Annotated in this window: 25 protein-coding genes, 1 tRNA gene and 1 other RNA gene; 10 read left to right on the forward strand and 17 right to left on the reverse strand. The window is 36.0% G+C overall.

All coding sequences use genetic code 11. The features are described from left to right. Positions 1-121: 121 nt before the first annotated feature. Positions 122-700, reverse strand: a complete 579-nt coding sequence (locus AAHF87_RS03080) for a UPF0149 family protein (RefSeq protein WP_342146945.1) — start codon at positions 698-700, stop codon at positions 122-124. 190 nt (positions 701-890) lie between these two features. Here AAHF87_RS03080 and ssrS point away from each other — a divergent pair. Together ssrS and AAHF87_RS03090 are read left to right on the forward strand one after the other, a co-directional pair. After that, positions 891-1,083: non-coding RNA, 6S RNA (gene ssrS / locus AAHF87_RS03085), on the forward strand. Positions 1,084-1,102: 19 nt separating this feature from the next. After that, on the forward strand, positions 1,103-1,684 hold the full coding sequence (locus tag AAHF87_RS03090; RefSeq protein WP_342146946.1) for a 5-formyltetrahydrofolate cyclo-ligase: 582 nt from the start codon (positions 1,103-1,105) through the stop codon (positions 1,682-1,684). A gap of 111 nt (positions 1,685-1,795) precedes the next feature. On the opposite strand, the gene dacB is transcribed toward AAHF87_RS03090, so the two are convergent. The 8 genes from dacB to rpsF form a co-directional block, all read right to left on the reverse strand. After that, the gene (gene dacB, locus AAHF87_RS03095) at positions 1,796-3,268 is read right to left on the reverse strand and encodes a D-alanyl-D-alanine carboxypeptidase/D-alanyl-D-alanine endopeptidase (RefSeq protein ID WP_342146947.1); all 1,473 of its coding nucleotides are present in this window, start codon (positions 3,266-3,268) and stop codon (positions 1,796-1,798) included. Positions 3,269-3,392: 124 nt separating this feature from the next. Further along, positions 3,393-3,803 carry a hypothetical protein gene (locus AAHF87_RS03100; protein ID WP_342146949.1) on the reverse strand — a complete coding sequence of 137 codons (411 nt, stop codon included), beginning with the start codon at positions 3,801-3,803 and terminating at the stop codon, positions 3,393-3,395. Continuing rightward, positions 3,781-4,887 (reverse strand): alanine racemase, encoded by a 1,107-nt coding sequence (gene alr / locus AAHF87_RS03105; RefSeq protein WP_342146951.1) that lies wholly within the window; start codon positions 4,885-4,887, stop codon positions 3,781-3,783. Before alr ends, AAHF87_RS03100 begins: the two co-directional genes overlap by 23 nt. Continuing rightward, positions 4,884-6,248, reverse strand: a complete 1,365-nt coding sequence (dnaB, locus tag AAHF87_RS03110) for a replicative DNA helicase (RefSeq protein WP_342146952.1) — start codon at positions 6,246-6,248, stop codon at positions 4,884-4,886. Before dnaB ends, alr begins: the two co-directional genes overlap by 4 nt. Positions 6,249-6,452: 204 nt before the next feature. Continuing rightward, the gene (rplI, locus tag AAHF87_RS03115; protein ID WP_342146953.1) at positions 6,453-6,905 is read right to left on the reverse strand and encodes a 50S ribosomal protein L9; all 453 of its coding nucleotides are present in this window, start codon (positions 6,903-6,905) and stop codon (positions 6,453-6,455) included. Between the two features lie 24 nt (positions 6,906-6,929). Then, on the reverse strand, positions 6,930-7,844 hold the full coding sequence (locus AAHF87_RS03120) for a hypothetical protein (protein ID WP_342146955.1): 915 nt from the start codon (positions 7,842-7,844) through the stop codon (positions 6,930-6,932). Positions 7,845-7,869: 25 nt separating this feature from the next. Further along, positions 7,870-8,106, reverse strand: coding sequence for a 30S ribosomal protein S18 (rpsR, locus tag AAHF87_RS03125; protein WP_342146957.1), 237 nt, complete (start codon positions 8,104-8,106; stop codon positions 7,870-7,872). A gap of 52 nt (positions 8,107-8,158) precedes the next feature. Further along, on the reverse strand, positions 8,159-8,542 hold the full coding sequence (gene rpsF, locus AAHF87_RS03130) for a 30S ribosomal protein S6 (protein WP_342147868.1): 384 nt from the start codon (positions 8,540-8,542) through the stop codon (positions 8,159-8,161). Between the two features lie 209 nt (positions 8,543-8,751). Between rpsF and AAHF87_RS03135 the strand changes: the two genes are divergently transcribed. From AAHF87_RS03135 to AAHF87_RS03145, 3 genes are all read left to right on the forward strand, one after another. Beyond that, complete coding sequence (locus AAHF87_RS03135) at positions 8,752-9,720, forward strand: polyprenyl synthetase family protein (RefSeq protein WP_342146958.1); 969 nt, start codon at positions 8,752-8,754, stop codon at positions 9,718-9,720. Positions 9,721-9,889: 169 nt separating this feature from the next. Next, the gene (locus AAHF87_RS03140) at positions 9,890-11,266 is read left to right on the forward strand and encodes a hypothetical protein (protein WP_342146959.1); all 1,377 of its coding nucleotides are present in this window, start codon (positions 9,890-9,892) and stop codon (positions 11,264-11,266) included. A gap of 244 nt (positions 11,267-11,510) precedes the next feature. Next, a tRNA-Pro gene (locus AAHF87_RS03145) sits at positions 11,511-11,587 on the forward strand. Positions 11,588-11,835: 248 nt separating this feature from the next. Here AAHF87_RS03145 and AAHF87_RS03150 read toward each other — a convergent pair. Both AAHF87_RS03150 and AAHF87_RS03155 read right to left on the reverse strand, forming a co-directional pair. Next, on the reverse strand, positions 11,836-13,347 hold the full coding sequence (locus AAHF87_RS03150) for a hypothetical protein (RefSeq protein WP_342146961.1): 1,512 nt from the start codon (positions 13,345-13,347) through the stop codon (positions 11,836-11,838). Positions 13,348-13,364: 17 nt separating this feature from the next. Continuing rightward, on the reverse strand, positions 13,365-15,449 hold the full coding sequence (locus AAHF87_RS03155) for a hypothetical protein (protein WP_342146962.1): 2,085 nt from the start codon (positions 15,447-15,449) through the stop codon (positions 13,365-13,367). 129 nt (positions 15,450-15,578) lie between these two features. Between AAHF87_RS03155 and AAHF87_RS03160 the strand changes: the two genes are divergently transcribed. The 5 genes from AAHF87_RS03160 (at position 15,579) to AAHF87_RS03180 (ending at position 18,692) form a co-directional block, all read left to right on the forward strand. Next, a complete protein-coding gene (locus AAHF87_RS03160) occupies positions 15,579-15,992 on the forward strand; it encodes a hypothetical protein (RefSeq protein WP_342146964.1) in 414 nt (137 codons plus the stop codon). Between the two features lie 210 nt (positions 15,993-16,202). Then, positions 16,203-16,865 carry a S24 family peptidase gene (locus AAHF87_RS03165; RefSeq protein ID WP_342146965.1) on the forward strand — a complete coding sequence of 221 codons (663 nt, stop codon included), beginning with the start codon at positions 16,203-16,205 and terminating at the stop codon, positions 16,863-16,865. A gap of 17 nt (positions 16,866-16,882) precedes the next feature. Next, a complete protein-coding gene (locus AAHF87_RS03170; protein ID WP_342146967.1) occupies positions 16,883-17,185 on the forward strand; it encodes a hypothetical protein in 303 nt (100 codons plus the stop codon). Further along, a complete protein-coding gene (locus tag AAHF87_RS03175; RefSeq protein ID WP_342146968.1) occupies positions 17,163-17,900 on the forward strand; it encodes a VUT family protein in 738 nt (245 codons plus the stop codon). Before AAHF87_RS03170 ends, AAHF87_RS03175 begins: the two co-directional genes overlap by 23 nt. A 45-nt stretch (positions 17,901-17,945) precedes the next feature. Continuing rightward, complete coding sequence (locus AAHF87_RS03180; RefSeq protein ID WP_342146970.1) at positions 17,946-18,692, forward strand: queuosine precursor transporter; 747 nt, start codon at positions 17,946-17,948, stop codon at positions 18,690-18,692. On the opposite strand, the gene AAHF87_RS03185 is transcribed toward AAHF87_RS03180, so the two are convergent. The 6 genes from AAHF87_RS03185 to AAHF87_RS03210 all read right to left on the reverse strand — a co-directional run bounded on the left by AAHF87_RS03185 (position 18,689) and on the right by AAHF87_RS03210 (position 23,620). Next, positions 18,689-19,714, reverse strand: coding sequence for an FAD-dependent oxidoreductase (locus AAHF87_RS03185; protein ID WP_342146971.1), 1,026 nt, complete (start codon positions 19,712-19,714; stop codon positions 18,689-18,691). The genes AAHF87_RS03180 and AAHF87_RS03185 overlap by 4 nt on opposite strands. A 330-nt stretch (positions 19,715-20,044) precedes the next feature. Further along, positions 20,045-20,404, reverse strand: coding sequence for a helix-turn-helix transcriptional regulator (locus tag AAHF87_RS03190; protein WP_342146973.1), 360 nt, complete (start codon positions 20,402-20,404; stop codon positions 20,045-20,047). Positions 20,405-20,477: 73 nt separating this feature from the next. Then, entirely contained in the window at positions 20,478-21,986 is a 1,509-nt protein-coding gene (locus AAHF87_RS03195) for an ATP-binding protein (RefSeq protein WP_342146974.1), read from the reverse strand. Continuing rightward, a complete protein-coding gene (locus AAHF87_RS03200) occupies positions 21,955-22,737 on the reverse strand; it encodes a hypothetical protein (RefSeq protein WP_342146975.1) in 783 nt (260 codons plus the stop codon). The genes AAHF87_RS03195 and AAHF87_RS03200 overlap by 32 nt, the downstream gene beginning before the upstream one ends. Positions 22,738-22,992: 255 nt before the next feature. Beyond that, positions 22,993-23,181, reverse strand: coding sequence for a hypothetical protein (locus AAHF87_RS03205; protein ID WP_342146976.1), 189 nt, complete (start codon positions 23,179-23,181; stop codon positions 22,993-22,995). A gap of 169 nt (positions 23,182-23,350) precedes the next feature. After that, positions 23,351-23,620, reverse strand: coding sequence for a hypothetical protein (locus tag AAHF87_RS03210; RefSeq protein WP_342146978.1), 270 nt, complete (start codon positions 23,618-23,620; stop codon positions 23,351-23,353). Between the last annotated feature and the right edge of the window lie 50 nt (positions 23,621-23,670).

A 23,670-nucleotide genomic window follows, 5' to 3' on the forward strand; every position in this document is an offset into this window, starting at 1 on the left:
CAAGTGCCGCGACCGTGCAGCAATCGGTATGTACACAATACTACACATGAGGGTTGCGAGCTAAGTGGCAACACAGACAAAAATCCAAGTGCGAAGCGTATAATTACCAGTAGATCGGCCCCTAATGAAGATACATAGAGCCTGTACTTCCTTCTACTGAATAGCGAATCAATTCTTCGTATATCAAGGGGATAGCATGTGTAATAAACTCGATTGCTTCATCATACGCCAATTTATCGAGCTCAGTCACTTCTAAATGGTTAATTTCAAGCTTAGCAATCTCAGCGATACAATATAAGGCTTCGTGTATCACATCAGGCGTCTCATCTTCAATAGAGCTTCCGCCTAAACCTAAGCCATATAAAAACCCCTCACACCACAAACTTAAGGCTTCAGCACGTTCTTCTAATTCATGCTGTTCGTCGGGCAGCAATAATTGAAAAGTTTGTAAGCCACTTAACTGACGACAAGCCGCATCATACAAACCAACAACCGCACCTTGCGATCCCAGCATAAAAGGAGGTCGAGTCCCAAGCCGCTTCAATAAAATATCGATCAAAAAACCACCATTAAGTTTTTGACCTACACAAACAAAACCACATAACATACCATGTATTTCTGCCGGAGAAGTAGCCACTTCTGCTTGGGTCAATAGGTGGTAAAAATCGTCGAAAGCGGGAGATTTAGCCTGAGTTTGCATGGGCGTACTCTGTAAAGAAAGTAAGTCTGAGGTATTTTACCATTCTAAGCCGGGTTAATACAGTTAAGCAAATCTTAATAATAAAATGTCTTACGCACTTGCAATGATGAACAGCCATTATTCATGCAGGCTTAAATCCTTTTTTCTAAACTCTATTCGCGACACTCCCTTAAAATAGATTATACTAGTCGAGTATCTGACTCAGTCGATAGTTTTTCGATCGATACTTTCATAAAGTTAGGGATAATTGACTTATTTACGGTGTGCATGCTTGTAGGCTATGCCGTCATTATAATGGCCACACCCTAGCAAGAAGCCTAAAGTAGGTAGCATAATCCCACCTGCATCCCAGGATCAGGAAACAGAGCTGAGTCAGATCTTCTTAATACCCAATGATATCAAATGGATACTCGCCAACTATCTCGCAAGAAATTACAACAACAACGAGCTAAAATTACTGTTAGCGAACAAAAAAAGGTTTCTAGCATCATTACCGAACAATTAAGTCATCATCCATTATTTTTACAAAGCCAAACAATTGCCAGCTATATAGCCATTCAACAAGAAATTGATCCATCGACACTTATACAAAAAGCTTGGCAAAATAAACAAACTTGCTATTTACCGATTTTACAAGGACAACAATTAATATTCTGTGCGTATGAATCTCAAACTGTACTAAAAAAAAATCATTTTAATATCCCAGAGCCTCCGCTATCTTCAAATGCCTGTATTGCAAAGAAAGATATAGATTTAGTATTAGTCCCTTTAGTAGGTTTTACTGAGAAAGGTCAACGTTTAGGAATGGGTGCCGGTTTTTATGATCGTAGTTTCGCTTTTTTGTTAAATTGCCCTAGACCCACACGCCCTTTTTTACTTGGCCTTGCCTATGAATGGCAAAAATTATCAACATTTACTGAAAAAAACTGGGATGTTCCTTTAAATGCAGTGATAACAGAAAAACAAATTTACTATGCAAACTAAATAAACTCACAGCAATGAGATTTTTGGCAAGTGCCGCGTCCGTGCAGCAATCTGGTATATACAATAACCATGAGGATTGGAATTGGGACTGTGACTGGAACACAGTCAATGTCAAGTGCGAAGCGTTTGAAATTGATGATCTAAATGTTGCATGAATTGTGTAAATAAACTTCCATTTTTATTTTTTTCCGGTGGCGCATTAAATAATACTGCAAACGCGCCCAAATCACCATTTTGCATGCTGAAATAACCGGCCATGCTATACACAGATTTTGGGACATTGATATGGCCTGTTTTAAAACTTGACCGTTGCATCCAGGGGTGGTGAGCAGTAATCATCTCACGCCAAATTTTTTGCTGTCCGGGCATCACTAAACTTCCATAATAGATAGGAAAATCACGTTTATTTTTATACATTCCTTCTAATAGAATAATAAGATCACTCGCTGATAATCGATTAAATGGCGTCAATCCGCTCGCATTTTTAAAGACCGGTAAACCTTCTTGGCCTTTAGTGAGAAAATTTGACTTTACCCACATCGATTTATAACTATCAAAAAGTAATTGTGTTGCAGCAGTTAAATTTACCGATGATGCAACGAAATGCGTCTGATGGTCCCGCCATAAATTCAGCATTAACATATCAGCGATATAATTATTGGAATAAAATAACATATCTTGTAAAGAATGAATCATCGGATCGCTATCTATCTGCGTTAACAAACTATCTGTTGATAATAAAGGGCTAGCTTCAACATGCGCTTTACCATTGAAACTGATATCCGCTTCTTGCAAAAACGCGCTTAATAAGTTTGCGGTTGTTAAATTTGGATCGCCGACTGAACGATAAATTGTGAGCGGCTTACTTTGCAGGCCTAATTGTCCGGAAATAATTAAAATTTCTTGTTTATTATGAGTAATACGGTTAAGTCGAATGTTATTATTTTTTCCAAAAATAGTTTGCACAGATCCTTTTAACACAATATTAACTAACGGATAAGGTAAAATTTTTACTACAGCAGCGTTACCTATTTTGGGCCCAGGTGAAATATAAACAGCGATGTTGCCAAAATCTGTGCCCGATGAAGAAGGTAAACCATCATAAGCTACATTTGAGTGAGTTTTTGCTAATCTCCGATCCGGATCATCAAAAATGATCTTTCCAAAATAAGACGTGTTAACAACTATGTTTCCAGTAATTTTCTTTAAACCTATTTGTTGCAGATTATTGACTAAGCTCCACATTTTTTCATTGGTAAACTCAGGGTCGCCCAAACCATAAAAAACTAAATCTCCGTATAATACGCCTGCTGTAAAGTGCCCTCTTGCGTAAACTTGCGTAGAAAAAGTATGTCTAGCACCCCAATGCGTTAATGCACTAGCAGCAATAAAAAGTTTGGTCACCGATGCGGGAATTAAACGTAATTGCTGGTTTTTAGCATAAAGAATCTTAGGATGCGTCAAATCAACCCATAATTCTGATGTTTGAATTACATGATTATTTTCATTAGCCAGTATGGGTGCACAGACCACACAAAAAATAATAAATAAAAATTTCAAAAAAAAATATTTTTTGTTTTTCATATGAAATATAAAATTATCGTCATGGCGAGCGAATGTTAATGAGCGTGGCCATCCACAATCCAGTATTTCCTGGATTGCCGCGCGCTTCGCGCTCGCAATGACAAGAACATGGATACTCGAAAAATTAATGTGTGATAACTTGCCATATGCCCTGATTATTTCGACAAGCGGTGTAATTGAAAGAAGGATGCTCAAAAAAACCACGAATTAATTTTATTTCATAATCTCTGCAGCCTTGTCCTTCGGAATTAACAAAAATTTCTTTACTGGTAAATGCAAAGCGCGCACCAGTAGTATCGCTAGTCCAACTGACAAATTGTTGAGATTGTGCCGTTGCCACTAAATCTTGCAACTTACTATGATCGGCATTTCCCATAAAATGCGCAATAGAAGGATCGACAAAAATATCCTTACTATTATCAAGCTGCGGTTCCATATGGGTTTGTGACGTTTGCACTGGGTGACTGGCACACGCTGTTAAATTTAAAATAAACACCCAAATGAATAAACACTTAATCATTTTTTTTTGCATCATTTATTTCCTCAATGCGCGTACGGACTAACTGTCCTCGATTAATTCCACATAATAATTCGAAACGAAAGGATGAAGTACTTTCTGCCACTTGTTCTAAAGGAAGACCTGTTCCCCATAACACCACGGGATCGCCTATCTTAGCGTCCAGTTGATTCGACAAATTGACCGTCAGCATATCCATAGAAACTTGTCCTATCAATTCACTGAGTTTGTTATTTACCAAAATAGGTGTGCCACTTTCAGCTCGATGTGGATAACCGTCTCCATATCCTATTGCCACAACTCCAACCCGTAGTGGCTTAGGCGCCATCCATGCTCCCCCGTATCCTACTCTATCACCTGATTCCAATTGATGAATAGAAATAATTTCGGATTTTAAAGTCATCACCGGTTTTAGTGCATGTTGTGCGCCGGAAGAATCTGGAAAAGGGGAAACACCGTATAGCATTAAACCTGGACGCACCCAATCGGCATGCGCTCTAGGATAAGCTAAAATTGCAGCAGAATTAGCTAAGCTGGTGGGAAATTTATACTCTTTGATGGTCTGTTCAAATAGTTTTATTTGACACTTAGTGCTTGTATCTTCTGATTTATCCGCGCTAGCAAAGTGTGTCATCACACACACGATATTCAGCCAAGGACAATGATTTAATTTTTGCAAAACAGCTGCAAAATCATGCGGCGAAAAACCTAAACGGTTCATTCCAGTATTTATTTTCAACCATACATTAATGGTATGCGGTAATGGATGTTCGCTTAATAAACTTAATTGATTACGATCGTGAATGACCGTGTCAAGTTCGTAATCGGTTAATAAAGGAATTTCATCCTTAGAAAACAAACCTTCCATTAGCACTATTCGTTGTTTTATTCCTGCCTGACGTAAATACAAAGCTTCTTCTGAACAGGAAACGCCGAAACCCTCGGCATCGGTTAATGCTTTAGCGATAGAAATTAAACCGTGTCCATAGGCATTGGCCTTAACCATGGCCAATATTTTGGATTGTGGAGCAATATTACGTATCCGTTTAACATTATGTCGTAGCGCAGCTAAATCAAGCTCTACAGTAAACGGTCTGCTCATGCATAATTCTCAGCATGATAACGTTGTGCTGCAAAATTTTCAAAACGTGTATATTTTCCTAAGAAAGTCAGCCGAACTTTACCGGTAGGTCCGTTACGTTGTTTGGCAATAATAATTTCTGCACTACCTTTATCCGGACTGCCTTCGTTGTAAACTTCATCACGATAAATAAAAATAATCAAATCCGCATCTTGTTCAATAGCACCCGAATCCCGTAAATCGGACATCACGGGTCTTTTATCGGCGCGTTGTTCTAAACTTCGGTTTAACTGTGACAATGCGATGATAGGAACATCCAGTTCTTTGGCTAAAGCTTTTAAACTACGCGAAATTTCAGATATTTCTGTGGTACGGTTTTCCTTAATACCAGGTATTTGCATCAATTGTATGTAGTCGATAACAACTAAGCCTAATGAACCTTGTTCTTTTGCAACTCGGCGCGCGCGCGCACGCACTTCCCCAGGACTTAACGCCGGCGTATCGTCAATAAACATTTTTGCCTCGGACAACATGCTAACTGCCGAAGTCACTCGAGGCCAATCTTCATCACTTAATTTCCCAGTACGAATTTTATGCTGATCAATGCGTCCTAATGATGACATCATACGCATGGCTAATGCTTGACCTGGCATTTCCATACTAAAAATCAACACCGGTTTATCGCCTTGTATTGCAGCATGTTCTGCAATATTCATAGCAAATGTCGTTTTTCCCATGGAAGGGCGACCTGCGACGATCACCAAATCAGCCGGTTGCAAACCGGATGTCATTTCGTCTAGATCTTTGTAAGCAGTTGAAAGTCCGGTAATAACTTGATCGGAGTGAAACAAGATATCGATTCTATCGACCGCTTTTGCCAAAAAGTCACCAATTCTCTGCGGCCCGCTACCACGCGCGCCTTGATCGGAAATCTGAAATACTTTTCGCTCAGCCTCATCGACTAGTTCAGTAATCGAACGGCCTTCGGGCATGAAAGCATTTTCGGTGATTTCAGAAGCAATACCAATCAATTGGCGCAAAACCGAACGTTCTCGTACGATATCTGCGTAAGCAACAATATTGGCAGCACTCGGTGTATTACGCACCAATTCAAATAAATAAAGATCGCCACCGATCTCTATTAATTCGTTCGTACTTTTTAAAGCATCGGTAAGTGTAACGACATCAAAAGGCTTAGCGTGATTGGCAAAACTGACGATAGTACGAAATAAAATGCGGTGTGATAAAAGATAAAAATCTTTTTCTTTTAATCGATCCGCAACCCTATCCCATGCTTGATTATCCAGCATTAATCCACCCAAAACCGATTGCTCGGCTTCAAGTGAGTGTGGAGGTAACTTAAGATGATCGGTTTTTTGCATAGCAAGAATTGCCTAAACCATAAACTAACAAAAAATCCTCAATGCTAGTTTATATTAAATCTTTTGATAAGAAATCATTAGCCGGGGTCTTCAATTGAAGATTCCCTCCGTATGGTCGCTGCTAGTTATTCCTATTAATATAGAAGTTAACATCCAAAATACAACATCCGAGTTATATTAGCCAGCTGTAATCAAACTGAATATTTATTCTTCTGCAACAATATTTACTTTCAGCACAGCAATAACATCGCTGTGTAATTGCACAGAAACTTCATGCTCACCTAATTGACGTAAAGGACCATTAGGTAAGCGAATTTCACTCTTTTCAAGTATGACGCCTTCAGCATCTGCTGCTCGAACTAATTCAGAAACACCAATAGAGCCATATAAACGACCCTCTTCAGCTGATTTAACCGGTATACTTAAAACTAAAGCATTGATCGCCGCTGCGCGTGTTTCAGCCACTTGTAATTTTTCTTGTGCAATTTTCTCTAATTCTGCACGCTTGATTTCGAATTCAGCGATCGTTTCCTTATTGGCAGGAACCGCCTTGGCGTGCGGGATTAAATAATTTCGTGCATAGCCATTACGTACCGTAACCTGCTGACCTAAATCACCTAAAGAATGTACTTTTTCTAATAAAATCACTTGTGCCATAAAAAATAAACCTCGATATTCAATTCACTTGTTAACTCTATTTAATCGATAACGTAAATTAAACACGCTATCAATTATTGCGAATAGTATCAGCGCAGCCGCTACATAAGGAAAAAAAACGGCTAATAATACATAAAATAAAAAAACCCATTTATTAGCCACGTTTCTTAAATCTGCCAGCGCATGAAAAACACTTAAACCCGCTAATGCAAAAATCAGTCCCGCCACAGGCAAAGCATCCTGCGCCATAACGATGCCTAAGAAACTCAACACACCTATGCCTATAAAAGCTAGTACTTCCCATAAGCTAAGTCGAACACTTTTTAACTCAGGGCGAAGTTGGCCCGGATTGTATAGCATTGACTGGAACCCTCGTGCAAGTATTAAATTAATAAGTACCGACAAGGAAATAAACGCTATTTGAAAACCCGTAGCAAACTTAGCAAAAGAATTCAAATGTGCAGTGTTAACCGCCACATTAAATTGATTTTTCACTAATAATGCATAATGGTCAAACTGATTTACCCAGATCTCGGTGATATTGGGTATCCAACAATGTACCAATACTACCGCCAATAAGCCTAGCAATAGAATGGCTGTTAATACCGTTTTCCAGCTCTGTGTTCTGCGTAACACTAGGGCTAACACATAAGTAAATAAGCTGCCGCCGATAATTCCATACAAAATAATCAAACGATTACCTAAACCAGCAACAACTACCGCCGGCAAAATAATCCACAATAATACGATAGCCCCTTCTTTAGCGCCTTTACGTAAAGTAATCAAAGCAACGATGACATTACTAACCCAGCCAAATAAAGGCAGGATAGTAAATAATAGCCCCACTATGACTGCCTGGCGGCGGCCACGCATGACATAGCTGGCAAAACGATGCAGCATACCCATCGAACCTGAATTTTTGTCTGTGTCGCCGCTCAACTCACAATCCTCTCTTCAAAACACATTAGCCCATGTTTTGATGTTTATCACAGTAAGGAAGTAAACCTAAAAATCGTGCACGTTTAATCGCTTGCGTTATCAAACGCTGAACGGAGGCTGAGGTTCCTGTCGTACGACTGGGAACTATTTTAGCTGTCTCCGTCAGATGATTTTTTAAAAGCGGGATATCTTTATAATCGACCTCTGTGCCTTCGGCAGAAATTCGACAATGCTTACGGCGTCTATTTTGATAATTGTTCATAATCTACTCATTTAATAATTAAAAAAAGCTTATGCAGCATACAAGGTATCCGTTAAGCTCTTCCTTCAACTTCAGTTTCTCTGGAATACTCTCGTCTATGTTCATGGCCTTGCATTTCTTTGGCTTTTGCTATGGGAGACATTTCAGTAATTGCCCGATCGACTTGAATAGTGAGCTGGCGTAACACGGCATCATTAAAGCGAAAATTATCGCTGAGTTCAGCCATAGCTTCTTTTCCGCACTCGATATTCATCAGAATATAATGCGCTTTGAGAAGCTTATTGATAGGATAGCAAAGCTGTCTACGACCCCAGTCTTCAAGACGGTGAACCTGTCCACCGCTATTTTTAACAATGGCCGTGTAACGCTGAACCATAGCAGAAACCTGATCGCTTTGATCAGGATGAATTAAAAGCACAATTTCGTAATGACGCATTTCAATTTGAGGTTGACTCATAGTATATCTCTCGGTTGAAGCCCTCCAACTAGCGTGGTAGAGCGAGTACACTTAAAAGGACTACCCTTAAAAGCGGGCCCATTATACGGTCGGGCCCCTCAAGAAGCAATAAATCCCTGCTGCTTGACAGGTCTTTCCACGCCGCCTAGCATTCGGCTTTAAATTAATCATTATTTCTAATCAATTCTATGGATTTAGCCCCCATAACAGACTTGGTTAAGAGCGATCTTAACCAAGTCGATGTCCTCATCGATCGCTGCCTTTATTCTGACATCCCCTTGATAGCAGAATTGGCCAAGCATCTTATTAATAGCGGGGGTAAACGTTTACGTCCTCTAATTGCCTTACTCAGCGCAAAAGCTTTTGGTTACGAGGGCGAGGCACACATACAACTGGCTGCTAGTTTAGAGCTCATCCATACCGCCACCTTATTACATGATGATGTCATTGACGGATCTGAGCTACGACGCGGTAAAAAAACCGCCAATAATTTATGGGGTAATTCAGCTAGTGTTCTAGTCGGCGACTTTCTTTATTCGCGTGCTTTTCAATTGATCAGTCAAATCAATAATTCGCGTGTCCTCACATCGCTCGCTGACGCCACCAATACACTATCCCAAGCAGAAATTCTACAATTGCTCAGTTGTCACAACGCCGATGTTGATGAAGAATATTGCTTAAAAATTATCCGAGGTAAAACGGGCGTGCTGTTTTCTATCGCCGCAGAACAACCGGCAATTTTAACTAAACGCTCTGAAGCAGAAATCTCAGGCATGGCCCATTATGGAACACATTTGGGCATCGCCTTTCAATTGATTGACGACGCACTCGATTATTCTGGAACCAGCCTAGAACTAGGCAAAAGCTTAGGTGATGATCTGGCCGAGGGCAAACCAACATTACCTATAATTTATGCTTTACAACATGCCAATGCTGAGCAAGCAGCGCTTATAAGAACCGCACTGACGCAAGGCAGCCAAAAGCATTTAACGTCTATTATTGACATCATGCAATCGACCCTCGCCATCGATTATACGCGTAATCTCGCGGAGCAATATATTCACCAAGCCTTGATGCACTTAAAGATCATTCCTGATTCAGCCTACCGTCGAGCACTGGCACAATTGGCAAAATTCGCCAGTACCCGTACTTATTAGCCATTAATTCTTCGTTTAACTTATATAAACCAAGACTGAATTACTCCTATCGTAAGATAAATTGAGGATTTACTCGCGTTTTTTATTTTAAAAAAAATTAGCGTCTATTAAGGTTGAGTTAATAAAGTTCCATTAAAATTCCATAAAAAATTCCTATAATTTAGTTTCTATGCCAAAAACTGTAAAAAAACCTTATAAAAATCTAAATAATTTCGAATATTTAAAAACATTAAACAATAATAATAATAATTTTTCACATCAAGTTTATTTCTTAAAAAAGTTTAAAAATGGAACCTCAAAAAGTCAATGGTATGCTAAGTTTTTAGGAGAAAATAAAAAAGAAGTTATATTAGAAACGCTTGCCCAAGAATTTTATCGCTTGATACTTTCTCAACAACCAAAAACACGTTGGGTATGTATGCCTGGAAATGAGGCGGCTATAAAACAATCGAGCGAATATTATGTGATCTCTAAAGAAATATCTGACTTTGATGAACATTTTTTTTTATTTCCAAAAAAAAATAAATTAATACTCGATAATAGCATTACTGGTTTGGCTGCTACACAAGTCCTAGCCTTGTGGTTAAATGAAATTGATTTCAAAGCCGGTAACGTAGGTGTCGATGGAGACGGAAAAGTTATAAAAATTGATGGTGGTTTAAGTTTAATTAAATTAAATCCTAAGTTTAATAATCTCCATGAAGGGAAAAATCTCGATATTACTAAAGCCGACCTGAAAACACTGCCTAATTTAGTAAACTACGAGGCTTGTAATTGGCTAAACCAAATTCATTGGAACTTGAATGAAAGGCGTGCCATAAAAAAAGAACCCACAAAATTAGATAAAAAGATCAAGAAAAGCACGTATTATAAAAATGAATTATATCAAACTATTTTGCGTATTATTTCGATGCCAGATGAACTGATTCAATTTTTCATCCAAAGTTATATCGCTAATCCTAGCGATATAACGAAATTTTCTAATTTCATCATTGTTAGAAAACAACAGTTAGCATTGGCAGCTGAACAAATATCCGCTTTTAATAAATATCGCCAGAGCAATCCAGCGCGCGAGGAAATTATCGATTTTTTAAAGTACTTAAGAACCTTTAAAACCATGCGTAAATTCTTCTTGCTCACTGAATTTGAAAATCAATACAAAATTAATATCGAGGGGATCATACTTCGAAATATGACTCAAGAGTTTACTCTAAAAAACTTTGCTAAAGAACTCGATACCTACCATCAGAATTTAAACCAAGCAATTCATGAAGAAATTAATTTTGATCTATTAGTAACCGAAAATTTTATCCTAGATCCAAATCGCGAAGCAATTATCTCAGATCTCAGTATCTTGAAAGAATTTATAAGCGACTATCTAACTTTACCAACAATCTTTAAAAAAAGGGCATTAGTTAACCTTTTAACAGATTTCGTAGAAAATCTTAAAGCAGATTTAGTAATGAAAGAGAAAAATTTCATTGTTCCAGATCTAATCGAATCTATTAATAAAGTGTTGTTCGTTAATGATAGCTCAAAAAAATAAAAAAACCTATACCCACTCCACGAAAAAATGCGATTCAACCATTGCCTTCTGTAGGATTTTTTAATGTACATCAACAAAAAATATCCGAGGCTTATCGCCAGCATGATATCCACCATGGCATAAAATGAATTTAGCAATTACCACAAAAAGGGGGGAACAAACCCTACATAAGCATATTGAAACTAGCTGAATGAAACTAAAACTGATAAAATTCCCCACAGTTTTTTGACCTATTAGCCAAATGCGGGATGTAGCTCAGCTTGGTAGAGCACTAACTTCGGGAGTTAGGGGCCGGAGGTTCGAATCCTCTCATCCCGACCACGACTAACATCTGGAAATACTGTTGTTTCTTACTCCATATAACAAACTGATCGTTATGCCACACAATCCGAATGTAGGGAATTTGTAAGATAAACTCGTCTGCGTTGTTTCTTTTTGCGCTGGATTGACCTTCTGCTGAAATAAAAATTGATTCCTTTTGACATAATAAAAAAGTAACTCAATTACCTAATTTGAGTTCAACGGAATTAGAGAAAGCCCTTTACAGCTTAAGAGTATATCAGCGCTTTTTACGGCCTCGGTGAAAACCTTGTGGTAGCTTCTTCATTTTCTTCTTGTTTCTGTGCTTGATTCTCAGAGATAGGTAGAAACTGTTTTACTAACTTGGTTAATTTTTTAATTTCTTCACCATTAGCATCAACAGCCGCTTTGTTAGCTTTAAATTGTTGTTTTAAGACATCAAATTGTTCTATATTAGATTTTTGTAACTCTCCTAGTTCATCAAGTTTTTGTCTCATATATTCGTTATGTCGTGCGCGATCTTCTACTAATTCTTCAAATAGTTTCTTAATTCTTAGTTCCCATTCGAGAGAATGTCCAAACCATTTTTCCAGGGAATCTTGTCCTTGCTGGATCTTTTCTAAAGCAGATTCTGAGGATCGTTTAAATTGTTGGAATAACTGCGTCAATAACATTTGTAAACCAGGCGACCCATTGAGCTTATCTGGATGGAATAAACGCGCACCATTTCGGTAAACTTTTAATAAGCCTGATTGCAGCGATTCTGACCATTTGATGACTTCTTGATAATTAACTTTTCCTTGGATCGCTTCCTTTACCACTCGTTGGTAACTTTCTATCTGGGGATCTGTCAGTAAATTTAAACTGTTTAGACTTTCTTCCAATACTATTTTTACTTTATTAGTTTGTTCTTCTTCGGATAGCTGTTCCCGCAAAATGGCATCGATAGTTTGACGTCTACGGTTAACCCAAAGATTAATTGAGCTCGAACAACTCAGATCACTTTCAGAGGATGGATTTACGGTCCTCTCTATAATAGCAGGAGGTCCCACATAAACCAATGCATTATCGCTTTCAGATGTTTTTGAGTCCTGCTGAGGCGTATCTCGACACCAACCTTGTAGATAAGCTCTTAGCATTTTTTCAAGCTCCTGATATTCTTTTTCTAATTTCCTTCTTATCAAATCTCGATTATATTCCGATGGCAATTTCTTTAATTGCTTTTCCATTAATTTTACAAAAGTATGCTGTCTTCTATTTTCGTGCTGTATTAATAACGAGCTAAAGTTTTTTTGTATCCATGGTTGATTACCGAAATACCTTTCTAAACGCTGCTCTAAGACTAGATTTTCTCGATTTAATGCAGAGATTAACAAGTTAACGAATTTTTGTTCCGGTTCATAGCGTAGTAAACGTTGATCGAGAATGGGGTTTTGTTTATGCACCTCTCTAAATGAGAGACATTGTTGATAATAAGACCAAATCCTAATCTTACTTCCAATAGAGGTAAATAAACGCAATAGCCATCTGTGCCAAAAGGGTTTTTCCCAATAACGAGTAATCTCAGCTTGTAGTTCATTAGGAGTTAGCTTAAAGAGCTTTATACTCTTTAAGCTACTATCATCTCGACTCCATAAGGCAATCTTTTCGGTTAGTGGAGGGTGAATGCTTATAAAAGCTCCCCATCTTAAGCCCGACCACCAAGACATCCATGTGAAGGGTTGCTTAGAAAGTCGCTGGCCAATGTTTTGTAATAACATAGTTAGCATAGTTACTTTCATTACCCTCCATAGTCTTCCTAGCGTCTAAATAAACTTGGCCCAGCTCGGGTTGTTTCTTTTTGCGCTGGATTGACCTTCTGCTGAGGTAAAAATTGCTTCATTAATTCATTCAATTTTTTAATTTCAGCTTCTTGAGCATTAGCTTGTTCTCGAAGAAAATTATTTTCCGTAATTTGTTCACTCAATTGCGCCCGCAGTACATTGTTTTTTTCCATTTGAATATTCAATTGCCCTCCTTGTTCTTTCTTTTTTTCTTTATGTGCCTTAGTTGCTACTAAGATAGTTTCTTCTAGGTGGGGAGCGGCAGCTTTAGCCATGGCAAGTTCTCGATGATGGAGAATATCTTTACAACGATCGATTTCGTAATGTAATTCTTCTCCTAAGCGTATCAAGCCATCGTTGAATTCAGAACGATTTAAAACACCTCGACTAGCTTTTTTTGCATCTTCTATCATCTCTTTAGTGTACTGCATCAACTTTACCATAGAGTCATAGGCAATATTTCCCTCTTCATTGAGGCCTTTGGTAGTAACAGCTGTAATGGAATCCACTAATCGATGTAAACTTTTGATATATTGTTCGTATCTTTCCTCTAAAAATGCATGTACACCGGTTATCACCTGTATATAAACCGGATGCGTCATTCTCGTTTTTAATTTATCTAAGTAGTTATCAAAATGCTTTTTTATATTGTTAAATGTGACATATAAATCAAAGAAATTATGTAACTTTGAAATATTAGGCGCTAAAATGCTTAAATTTTGTTGGATATGTTCTATCACCGCTTCTTTCCAGGGTGGGCACTCGTTTCCATCAAATAGTCGTTTTAATAAAAATATTTTTTGATCCTTCGGTGTTTCAAATATATTAGCCCCTGCTTGCAATAATAATTGAATACTACCTGCGCTCTTTACCCTAAAAGCCTTTTCCAATAAATAATAGCCAATGGTTTTATTCGTCTCTTTATAAACTTTGCTTAAATCAAGCGCAACCAGCGACGAAGCCTCTTGTAGATATTCTGGATGATTTTTATAAACTTCGGGTAAAATACTACAAGCCCTTTGTATCCAAATTTCCTTATTGTTATCTTTATCTGCAGCAGTAATGCTACCCAAATCCAATTGATAACTTAAGACTACTTGTAAATACTCGACATGATTGAATTGTATGGCTTCTTCCGCTAAAGATACCAATTTATTTTCATTTAATTGTTCAGATTTAAACTGTCCTTCTCGATCTCCTGCTAAACGTTGCCTGATCGCTTCGTGGGTTGCTTCTAAACCAATAAACTTCTCAGCTACTGGCTTTCTAAATCTAATTCTATTGATTCGATAATTTCTAGAAAGTAGTGAAATTAAACTGTTATAACTCGTTCTTTCAAGGGGAATATTTCCTAAGTCCAAGGTCACTAAACTGGGATGCTTGGCTAATTCAGGGACTAACCAATGAAATTCATCATCATGCTGCCAATCTATTTTTAGGCCTAAAAATTCCAATGCTGAGGCTCTTTCCAAGGTTTCAATCAAGATATTTTGCCGAAAATCTATTCCCACTAAACTTAATTTTTCTAGGATAGTTTCGTCTTTCTCTAATTTTTTTAACAAATTATTGCCGAAATTAAAGCTTAATGGTAGATCTTTATTCTCATTAGAAAAATAAGCACCATTTAAGTCAATCTCATTCCAGGTTGCAGGAACAGTTAATAAATAAAATAATGTTCTTTCAAAATGATTTTTTTGACTATTAAAATCAGTGATTTGATTCGTAATGGGTAGCCCCAAATTAAAGTTATTCGAAGGAGCAAGCATCCTGACTAAATGGGCATCAACATGCCTATCACGGTGATCATTTCCAACGACATGTTCATGCTCAGTAATTGCACCAGCGATGACATCTTCAAAGACATAATGTGGAATGAGATAAACGTTGTTTAAATGAAATTGATAGTAAGGAATTTCTGGATTACGTTCACCAGAAATATATTCTTGAAGTTGATTAAGTTGTCCTAAATGTAGAGATGAGTTACTTAACTCAAAAAAACCATCTTGTATAAATCGATTGAAGGCGAGATCAAATGAATTGGCATTAACTTCTTGAAGCATGAATAAGTCCTTTTATTGTAGTTGTTCCCTATGATTTTCGTAGCTTTTTTAGTCTAATCTACATTTTTTAAATTGACTAGATACGAAATTAACTATTTTGTATAATTTAATTTTTATTTAATTAATTATATGGATGCTAAAAATTTACTCGCGCAATTGAATCCAAAAAGAGATCGTTTGCGCGCATTGAATGAGCTACTTAGTGATTCGATTCAATTAAAAAGTGGAAGATTAAGCTTTGTTAACGATTCAGAGCGAAGATTAAGTGCCGCTTTAATCCAGAACCCTCAAAACTTAGATGAAATAAATCAATTAAGAGAAAAGCTTGATCATAATTGGGATATGTATATTAAGTATCAGGGTGCCATTCTGAAATATCAAGCAGATATCGAGGTCATTAAAAAGGAAATCGAAGATTTAAAGCAGCTCCTCAGCATATTTCCTGATAAAAAAGCCTACTGTGATTTTTATAAGAAAAAAAATAAGGATGATCATCAAGATTTTGGTATGGCACCTCGCTCTGGAGCAGATAAAACTTTATGATTTTTTTTCTTATTATTTGGCTGTTTAAATAAATTTTTCTAAATAGCATTTTTTATAAAAAAACTTACAAATAAATTGAATAGTTATTCAATTTGCGTTAGCTTATTAGGAATAACAAGTTGTGCATTCTATCTTATGGATGAGTATGTGCTTTAAGACATAGCATCAAATATAAAAAAATATTGAATATTAATAACAGTGAAGTGCACCATGAATGCTAATAAAATACATCTCACTTTAAGAACTTTAATGCAAATGAAAACGGCACGCGACGGCGTAAATTTTACGCTATATCGGCTGGCAAAATCCTTAAATATGCCACATTCGGTGCTGCTAAGGTTAATTCATCTAGAACCCACTAAACGTGTTAATAATCCTAGAATTGATACTTTATATAAAATTGTCGAATTTTTTAAATTAGACGGCTTTAATATCACGGTTAATGATCTGTTGATGGGGATTAGCGCTGAATCTGAAATGACTATTCAGGAGCAGCAGGCTTTTTCTTTTAATACCGAGGCAGAGTTACCGCTTTATTCTTTTGATGCAACTAAGCTCGATAAAATTGGTCAAATACACATTAAGTTAAGCACCTCAGCTAAAAACCTAATTGCGCTGCTGTCCGAAGAAGAAATTAAACCTATCTTTAAAAAAGGCTCTATTTTTATTGTTGATCCGAATGCAACGCTAGAAAATGATAGTTTAGTCGCCGTTAAAATCAAAGATAACCCTCATACTTTAATAAGAAAAATTTATCTTGAACCCCATAAGATGCTACTTATGACTTACGATAACAGTACACCGCCATTAACCTTGGACCCACAGTTACATTCAATCTTAGGTGTGGTCGTACAAGTCAATGCTAAAACTTAAATCCCGCATGGAGGAGTATGTTATTAACCATGTTGGCGAAAAAACTTGATAACCTATTTTGTCTTTATCTTGGCATAAATAAAGAAAAAATTAGACCGCAAAGTCTATGCATGAAAAATAATTATCTTATCGTAACCAGTGCCCTCCCTTATAAACGACATATCTTTAAAGAACCCTGGAATGATTTTAATAACAATGATTTAAAAAAATCCAACGTCATAATTAATGAAAAGATAGGTTTAGCTGTCGGCAAAAGTATTGCTAAGGGCTTAGTCATCTCTTTCGAGGAAGTTGCAATTGATCAGTCAAAATCTGAATAATAATGCTTATCGTAGTTTAGATACTAAATGTTTATGGTTTATCACGCTGAGTTATGCCATGTTGAGCTTACTGAGCAGTTGGTTTGTCATATGCAGCATTTCTTTAAAAAATTTAACGCTTAATGCAGGAATAATCATTTGTCCTATTACGTTTCTATTATCTAGTTTCATTGCCGAAGTATATGGCTATAAAAATGCCCGACGCGCAGTATGGTGTGGATTTTTTTTCAATATACTATCAATTTTCTATGCACTGTTCATTATTAATTTACCCAGTCCCTGTTACGCCATCCATAATATGACTTTTAATTCGATCATAAGCAGCTATTTAAAAAGTTCATTTATCTTTATGCTAAGCTATTTTGTTGCTGAACCCTTCAATATATTGCTTTTGGCAAAATTAAAATTGAAACTGAGCGGATATTATATGAAATTACGACTGTTAATCCCGGTTATATTCTCAATAATAATCAGCGGATCAATTTTTAGTCTCATTAACACCTATGCTGCTTTAATGAATCAAAAATTTATTTCCAATGCCTTTATTAGCCTACTAACATTATTAATTATCTTACCAATCATGATTTACTTAATAGAAATAGTAAAAAAAATAGAAGAAATAGACATATATGACCAAAACACACAGTTTAATTTTTTTAGATTTGAGGTAAATTACATTGCTAGAAATAATGGATTTAATAAGCTAGACCTTTAATTGCTTGCAGGTATTAAAAAAATAAATTTTAAGGAAAACTAAACGATGAGCTTAGGAGCGGTAAAAACCGATAGTACGCAACTAAGCAATATTAGACATCGATATTTATGGCTATTCATCTTAGCCTATACGTTAATTTTCTTTACGTCTAATTGGTTTGACCCAAGACAAATACAAATTTTTGGATTAAACACCGGAGCTGGATCCATCGTATTTCCGTTAACCTATCTTATTTCTGATATTATTACCGAAGTTTATGGCTATAAACACGCAAGAATAGCCGTTTGGACAGCCTTACTATTTTTTTTAATCTTTATTCTCTATGGCCAATTAGTTATTGCTCTGCTTGCTCCTGACTCTATTTCACGAGTCGCCATCACTACTTTTTTGTATACCAATAATCGTATTATTTTTGCAGCGATTTTAAGTTATTTAATTACTGAAAGTATTAATTCTTATATCGTCGCCAAACTAAAGATTAAATTAGATGGTAAGTATATGGGCCTACGTTTTATCGGCTCTACTTTAACCGCTTATACGTTTAATGAACTAATCTATGCCCCGATAGCCTTTTATAACTTGATTCCAAACAAACATTTCTTACAACACATGCTAACTTCATGGGGATTTATGGTCTCTATTGAGATTTTACTATTACCCTTTTCAATACGCCTGGCCAAACGCTTAAAAATGATCGAAAATTTAGATATCTATGATACGCAAACTAATTTTAATCCGTTTAGCCTTAATACCGACTATCAGAATAAACATAACAAATCCAAGAAAAATTAAATTTTTGGTCTAATTTGTTGGGTCTTTTCATTTACAAAACGATTGCAATACTCCAACACCTTATTTGCACTTCCCCAAGAAGCACTATAGCCGCTGCCACCATGTCCATAGCAATGCACTATCATGGATTCTCCGACTCTTTCTTCCTCGACGCGCACCTCAGGTCGTCCGCAACGTATGCCAACCTTTGAAACGGTAGTCATATTTTTTACCGTAGGAAAAAATGTTGAGACTCTACTAATAATATCTTGTTTATCACTCGTTCTGACTTCTCTATTTGCATCATGCTCCTGATAGGTTGTTCCAACCACGCAATCTCCATTCCCTACTTTGGCAGGACGATAAACAACATACATAGTCAAATGCTCAACGTTAATAGAACCTTTATTTAATTTGAGCGGTGTATCAAATGTTTCAGTCTGACCCCGCACAGGATAAACCGAATCATCGGAAGTTAAATATTTAGCCTCCCAACCTGTACTATTGATAACGATAGGGTATGACTTAGTCAGATTGCTTAATGAAGTTATTTCTTCATGCTCTAATTTACCACCTAAGGCTTTAAAGTGTTCTAACATGTGCGGGCGATAAAAAGTAGGATTAATAAGAGGGATCGTTACTCGTACAGCAGGCAAACTATCTTGGGTTTCTGATTCAGTTTGCGGAATCTCTATAAGCTGAACTAATTCTCTTGTAGTTGCTTTTGACCAAACACTATTTTCAAAATGTTTTTTGTTTTCGAAAAAAAGAGTTTGTTGAATTTTATCTACCCCAGGAGTTTTATTCTTTATTAATTCATTAAATTTTTCCAAACTTTCCAAACAATATTTTTGTAATAAAGGCTTATCATCGTTGGGTGGGAACCAAGTAGCTACCGCCTGATCCGAATTTGTATCCAACGGACCTTCTTTAGAAATAATAGTCACGTCGTATATAATTTCATTTTTATTTTCTTGAAGAAGACCAATCGCATTGGTCATTCCAATAATACCAGCACCAACAACAGCAACTTTATGAATCAAGCAACACTCCTCATAGGGGAAGTTTATACTGAATCTATAAGCATGAAGTATTATGCTTATGTTCTATATAATAACAAAAGTATTGCAAATTGAAATACAGATTTTCTTCGTCATGGTGAGCAAATATTCATTTCCGTGATCATCCACGAACTCAGACTTGCTAGATTGCCGCGCGCTGCACGCTCGCAATGACAAGTAGATTACATGTCATGTCGAGCCTATGAAATGAAACAAGATTATTGGTCGTCATGGCGAGCTCATGCAATGAGCGTGGCCATCCACCGTTTCATATTCACTGATTGCCACGCGCTCGCAATGACCAACAAGACATTATCTAGAAGCAACCGCGGCCGTAAGATTAGAAACTTCAAGTTTTTTAACAATATTAGCTCTATGATATTTAATAGTACGTGGCGATAGACCCAAAATGCTTGCCATCTCCTTGACTTCTTTTCCTTTATTTGCCGAAAATAGACATTTTTTTTCTTGTGACGTCAAACGTGAATCATGTGTCACTATACTGTTAATTTTCGTTTCATGCAGCAGCGATTCAATTTGATCAATACGTTTATTTATCGGAAGGGTTTCAAGGTAATCTAGAAATGTTTTAGCCAGCTCTTTCCTAAATAGTTTTTCTTGTTTATATAATTTGTGTAGAAGAGCAAAAGTCCCTAGTTTATTTTTAAGCATATAAATGTAAAATAATTCTCGAGTGATTCGAAATATTTAAACAACATTATAAACAAAAAACCAACTATTTAATTTATTTTAAAAATTTTTGGATAATATTCATATCTTTCTCCGTAAAAGGCTTATGCAGAACAAAATCGAAGCCTATTTGCTGGCAATGACTTTTAACCTTATCCTCGGCGTGCGCAGTCAAAGCAAAAATTGGCAAACGAGAGTCATTGTTTAGTTGTTCCCATTCGCGATATTGTTTGGTGACTTCGATACCATCTAAACCCGGTAAACCAATATCTAATATTCCCCAATCAAAAGGTTGCATTTTTAATGCCTGCAATGCTTCTTCGCCGGTTGACGCCGTTGTAACTTGATAACCCAAACCGGCCAACATTTTTTTAACGACATACAGAACCAACGTATTATCTTCAGCAACTAGAACCGAGCCTTTTAATTTGTCTGCGATAACCTGGGGCACAAAAGTCGGTGCTGAATCTACAGGAGATTTCATATCAGAACATGGCTCAGCTAAGCTAAATTTAAAATCCAAGCTAAAACAACTACCCTTGCCTTCTTCGCTAGCGACGTTTATTTTTCCACCCAGTAATTCAGTCGCCTTTTTAACTAAGTACAAACCAAGACCGTAACCAGTATACTCCGCAAGATAGGAGGGATGAACGCGATAAAAACGATCAAATATTTTTTCCAGTTTATCTTTACTAATACCAATGCCGGTATCGATCACTGATATTTTTATTGCAGCCTTACCATTTTTTATGGTTAATACTCTTATTTTTAAAGTTATAGTTCCTTGTTTAGTAAACTTTAATGCGTTAGATAAGAGATTAAGTAAAAGTCTTTTCAGTTTTATTCGATCACTGATAACAACCGGCAATCCGTTTTTTAATTGTAATTGAAAGCTTAACCCTTTGGACTCCAATGAGGGTTTCATCAGTATTTGTAACTCATGAGCAAGTTGTAGTAAATCTATTTTTTCATTTTTCACACACTCTATCTGAAGTTCAGAAGTTTTGACTGTGATCGCTGAATTAAGCAGTTCTAAAAGTTGTACACTGGCTCCATGAATCCATTGTCCGTATTGTTGTTGATCTTGCTGATCCATCTGTTGATTAGCTTGAAGATTTGCAAGACCCATAATACCCATTAAAGGCGTCCTCAAATCATGCGCCATATTCATCAAAAATTCTTGTTTGGCAATTTCAGATTGTTTCTTTTCAGTAATATCAATAGATAGCCCTAATACCCCAATAAGCTCGCCATTTTGAATAACAGGTTTTCTTACAGTAGAAAAAAATGTTCCGTTATAAAACTCCTCGGTAATGGTCTCTTGCTGAGATTTAAGTACTTCCTCAATAGCATGCCATCGACATTTATCCCACTCACTTATATGCATTCCTATCACATCATCTACCGTATCCATACTTACAAAATCTAAAAGGTTTTTATTAGCCCAACAGACATAACCTTCTGTATTAATTAAAAAAATATTAATTGGTAATTGAGTAATTAAAAATTGATTTAAGGTTTCTTGTGAATCTTCAAATACTTTTTTTAAATTGGTGGATTTCATTAATATTAACTTCTTTTTGTTCTTGTTCTTGTTCAATTGTAGGAAAAAATTTATTTTCTTTGCCGTTTTTTCGAAAACGATAAGAGATAAAATTTAAAGGCTTACCAAAACATTGATCATAAACATAGCTTATTCCTTGATTACATTCTCCGGGGTAAGTCATTATATCAAACTTTAGGGAAATAAATTTTAAAATAATTGCACTTTCTTCTAAAAAATAATCCCTAGCCGTCTGTGTGCACAGTTCCAATGTAACTTTATCCTTCAATCGATTATAATATTTATTCCCAAATTTTTTTGAGTAAACATCTACTAATTGGTGAAAATAAGCGTCTTTGTTATAATAATTTTGTACTGTTTTTAAACAATTAACAAAAGGGATATCTTCATTAGATAGATTAGAATTCTCAATTAAACTTTTCCATTTAATTATTTCCAGCTCAACAGAAGTTAAATTTTTCAAAATAAATTTGTTGTCTTGCATCCAAACCTCGCCCATTTTTTCTGATTCTTCTCCAGATTTTTCAGGCGTAAAGCCATACTCTAATTGCACATAATGACGATGTAAATAATCAGTTATTACAAAAATAATTTTTTTTATATTCGTATATTTACCGATTTCATTGATGAAAGCATGTAACTCTTCACCAGATTGATGAGTTTGCTTCATGCTAATACCCATTAAAATACATTTAGCTTTTTTAAGGCCCTCAATATTTCCTTTGAACTTAGCTTTTTTTATTTTTTTCATATATAGTTATCTCGAGTTATTATTTTTTAATAAAAAATTATATTGTATTTTATATTATCAAATATAAAATTTTGCTGAAAGGTAAATAGATTATTTCTGACCAAGATTTCTTTGACCTATCTGTTAAACTAAAAAAATAAAGAATTAATATATTCCTCAAATAGGAACATAACACTTCAATAATTAGTTGCATGTCATGAACTTTACTTATAAGAAATTAAGCTTAAGGATCAACAGAATTACAAGTTTATAAAATCATAAACCTATATTTATTTTTTTTAGATCAGTAATATCTATTGAAATTCCAACGACGCTAGTCACTTTATTATTACGATCTAAAATAGGTATGCGGCTTGTTAGGAAATTGATCCATTTAGCATCCCGATTTGTTATAGGTGGTTCCTTAATATTAAGCTTCGCTTGTCCTGAATGTAAAACTTTCAAACTATCTCTTTTCAGCAAAAATTTAATTATTCTGAGTCCCAGATAAGCGAGAATATATATAATCTTTATCTTCATTAATCTGATATTGGAAACTGGAAGTAGCAGCAGCTGTAATATTTTCACCCCCAAGTTTTTTAATAACATTCGCTCTATGATATTTAATAGTACGCTACGATAGGCCTAAAATACTTGCCATATCTTTGATTTCTTTTCCCTTACTGGCTAAGAACAGACATTTTCTCTCTTGTGGAGTTAAACGACGATCCAGTGTAGGCAGGTTTCTTTCATAAAGTATAGCCTCCATTTGTTCGATGCGTTTATTGGTTGGCAGGCTATCTACATATTCTAGGAAAGTTTGAGCTATTTCTCTTTTAGATTGTTTTTCTTGTCCATGTAGTTTATTTAAAATAGTAAAAGTTTTTAACTTATTTTTAACCATATAATTACATAACAATACTGTAATAGTTTAAATATTATATATTGAAATAA

Source organism: Rickettsiella endosymbiont of Aleochara curtula, from assembly GCF_964030935.1.
Lineage (GTDB): Bacteria > Pseudomonadota > Gammaproteobacteria > Diplorickettsiales > Diplorickettsiaceae > Aquirickettsiella.